Source organism: Streptomyces sp. (assembly GCF_050698815.1).
GTDB lineage: Bacteria > Actinomycetota > Actinomycetes > Streptomycetales > Streptomycetaceae > Streptomyces.
The window spans coordinates 1-2,722 of sequence record NZ_JBOHCV010000637.1 but is presented as its reverse complement, the minus strand read 5'-3'; the positions used below and the strand labels follow the sequence as shown (position 1 = coordinate 2,722).

Here is a 2,722-nt window from a genome sequence, read left to right as displayed (position 1 = left end):
CCGCTGAGGTGACCGTCGTGGAGACCGCGTCCTGGTGCGCCCACTCCAGGACGTTGAGCAACTGGACCGGGCTCTCCACGAAGGCGAGCGTGCCGCCCTGCTTTCTCCGGGCCATGCCCCGGAGACGGCGGGGGGCGGCATTCGCCGTCGCCGTCTCCAGGGCGGTCGTCTGCATGCCCGTCGTCTCCACGTCCGGGTTCACGGGATCAGGCCCCCACCCCTCAGGTCGGCTCACGGCACTGCTCCGTACTGCCTGTTCAGACCGCGACGGGCTCGCGGTCGGCTGACTCCTCGGACTCGGCGACGACGCCCTTGACGCGGCGCAGCTTCTCCATCGGCTTCAGCTCGCTGTCGTAGACCTTCTTCACGCCGTCGCCCAGGGACTCCTCGATGGTGCGGATGTCGCGCACCAGCCGCTGGAGGCCGCCCGGCTCGACGGACGCGGCCTGGTCGGAGCCCCACATGGCGCGGTCGAGCGTGATGTGCCGCTCGACGAAGCAGGCGCCGAGCGCGACGGCGGCGAGGGACGTCTGAAGACCGGTCTCGTGGCCGCTGTAGCCGATCGGGACGTTGGGGAACTCGCTCTGCAGCGTGTGGATCATCCGCAGGTTGAGCTCCTCGGCCTTGGCCGGGTACGTCGAGGTGGCGTGGCAGAGCACGATGTTCTCGCTGCCCAGCACCTCGACCGCGTGCCGGATCTGCTTCGGGGTCGACATGCCGGTGGAGAGGATGACCGTACGGCCGGTGGCGCGCATGGCGCGCAGCAGCTCGTCGTCGGTCAGCGACGCGGAGGCCACCTTGTAGCAGGGCACGCCGAACTTCTCCAGGAAGGCGACGGACTCCACGTCCCACGGGGAGGCGAACCAGTCGATGCCGCGCTTGGTGCAGTAGGCGTCGATCGCGCGGTAGCCGTCCTCGTCGAACTCCACGCGGTGGCGGTAGTCGATGTAGGTCATCCGGCCCCAGGGGGTGTCGCGTTCGATGTCCCACTGGTCGCGCGGGGTGCACACCTCGGGGGTGCGCTTCTGGAACTTGACGGCGTCGCAGCCCGCGTCGGCGGCGGCGTCGATGAGCGCGAAGGCGTTCTCGAGCTCGCCATTGTGGTTGATGCCGATCTCGCCGGTGACGTAGACGGGGTGGCCGGGGCCGGCGAACTGCCGGCCGAGGGTGCGAAGTCGGTTGGTGCTCATGGTGATGCTTCTCTTCCTTTTCCGGGTACAGAGGTGTCGGTCTGGAGGGGTCAGAGGGGTTGGGGGGATGGGGAGGACTGAAGGGAGGGGCCGAGGAGCCAGGAGGCGATCTCGCGGATGGCGCCCGCGCCGCCTGCGGTGGAGGTGACCGCGCGTGCGGCCTCGCGTACGACGTCGTGGGCGCCCGCGACCGCGACGGGCCAACCGACGAGGTGGAAGCAGGGCAGGTCGTTGACGTCGTTGCCGGCGTAGAGCACGCGCTCGGGGGCGATGCCCCGCTCCTCGCACCACTGCTTGAGTGCGAGGTCTTTCCGGTCGATGCCGTGCAGCACGGGGATCTTGAGCTTGTGCGCCCGTGCGGCGACCACCGGGTTCACTTCCGTGGACAGGATCAGCAGCTCCAGCCCGTCGCGGCGGAGCGCGGCGATGCCGAGGCCGTCGCCGCGGTGCACGGCGACCAGTTCCCGTCCGTCGGAGTCGATCAGCACCCGGTCATCGGTCTGGGTGCCGTCGAAGTCGAGTACGACCGCGTCGACGTCCTCGCGGGCCGGCAGCCCGCCGGTCCGCACCGGGTCGAGCAGCGGTGCGAGGGCGCGGGCGCGGGCCAGGTCGTGCGGGTCGTCGACCTCCAGGACCCGGGCGGGGTCCGTACGGACCAGCTCGGTGCGCCCGAAGAAGCGGTGCCCCGCCTTGCGGAAGCCGGCGGCGTCCATCGCGTACGCGGCACCCGTCTCCAGCAGGTCCTGGGGGCGGTCCTGGCGGCGGGGGCGGTACGCCTTGTCGTGGTTGACACCCGCGGCGCTGTCGCCGGGGGCGCTGTCGCCGTCCGCCGCGTCGCGCCAGACGAAGCCGTGGAACGGGGCGACGGTCAGCGCGCTGTCCGCGCCCGACTCGACGACCGCCGCCGCCACCCCCTCGACGTCCTCGCGGGTGAGGAACGGGCTGGTGCACTGCACCAGGAGCACCACGTCGACCGGCCGGCCGGAGCGCGACTCGCAGGTGTCCACGGCGTGCTGCACGGCGGCCTCGCTGGTGGCCGTGTCGCCGGCGATGTCCGCCGGCCGCTCCACGGTCTGCGCGCCCGCGGCACGGGCGGCGGCCGCGATGCCGAAGTCGTCGGTGGAGACGATCACATCGGTCACCAGCCGGGCGGCCCGGCACTCCCGCACGGCGCGGGAGACCAGCGGCTCGCCGCCGACGGTGGCGAGATTCTTGGCGGGCACGCCCTTCGAACCGCCGCGGGCGGGGATCACGGCGACCACGCGACGGGGCGCCGTGCCGGGCCCGGTGCCGGACCCTGGGGACGAGACGGTCATATCGGCTCCTCGGGGGTGAGCGGGGGGACGGTCAGGGAGGCGCGGGGACTGGGGGCGGGGCGCGTCACCGCGGGACGCGTCACCGCGCGGGGCGTCACAGCTCCCCCATCCGGCGGATGACCGGGGCCACCCGCTGGACGCCCTGCCGGTAAGCGCCGCGGGCCGCGTCCCGTACGGCGCCGCGGACCGCGGCGCGCAGGCCGGAAGGAGCGGCGT

At 72.7% G+C, this 2,722-nt stretch carries 2 protein-coding genes and 1 pseudogene; all 3 read right to left on the bottom strand.

The genetic code is table 11. The features are described 5' to 3' along the window. Positions 1 to 235: pseudogene (locus tag ACRDP3_RS22985) on the bottom strand (hypothetical protein); the annotation flags it as partial. A gap of 22 nt (positions 236 to 257) precedes the next feature. Next, a complete protein-coding gene (locus ACRDP3_RS22980; RefSeq protein WP_431518897.1) occupies positions 258 to 1,190 on the bottom strand; it encodes an N-acetylneuraminate synthase family protein in 933 nt (310 codons plus the stop codon). A gap of 50 nt (positions 1,191 to 1,240) precedes the next feature. Continuing rightward, the gene (locus ACRDP3_RS22975; protein WP_431518896.1) at positions 1,241 to 2,506 is read right to left on the bottom strand and encodes a cytidylyltransferase domain-containing protein; all 1,266 of its coding nucleotides are present in this window, start codon (positions 2,504 to 2,506) and stop codon (positions 1,241 to 1,243) included. Positions 2,507 to 2,722 lie beyond the last annotated feature (216 nt).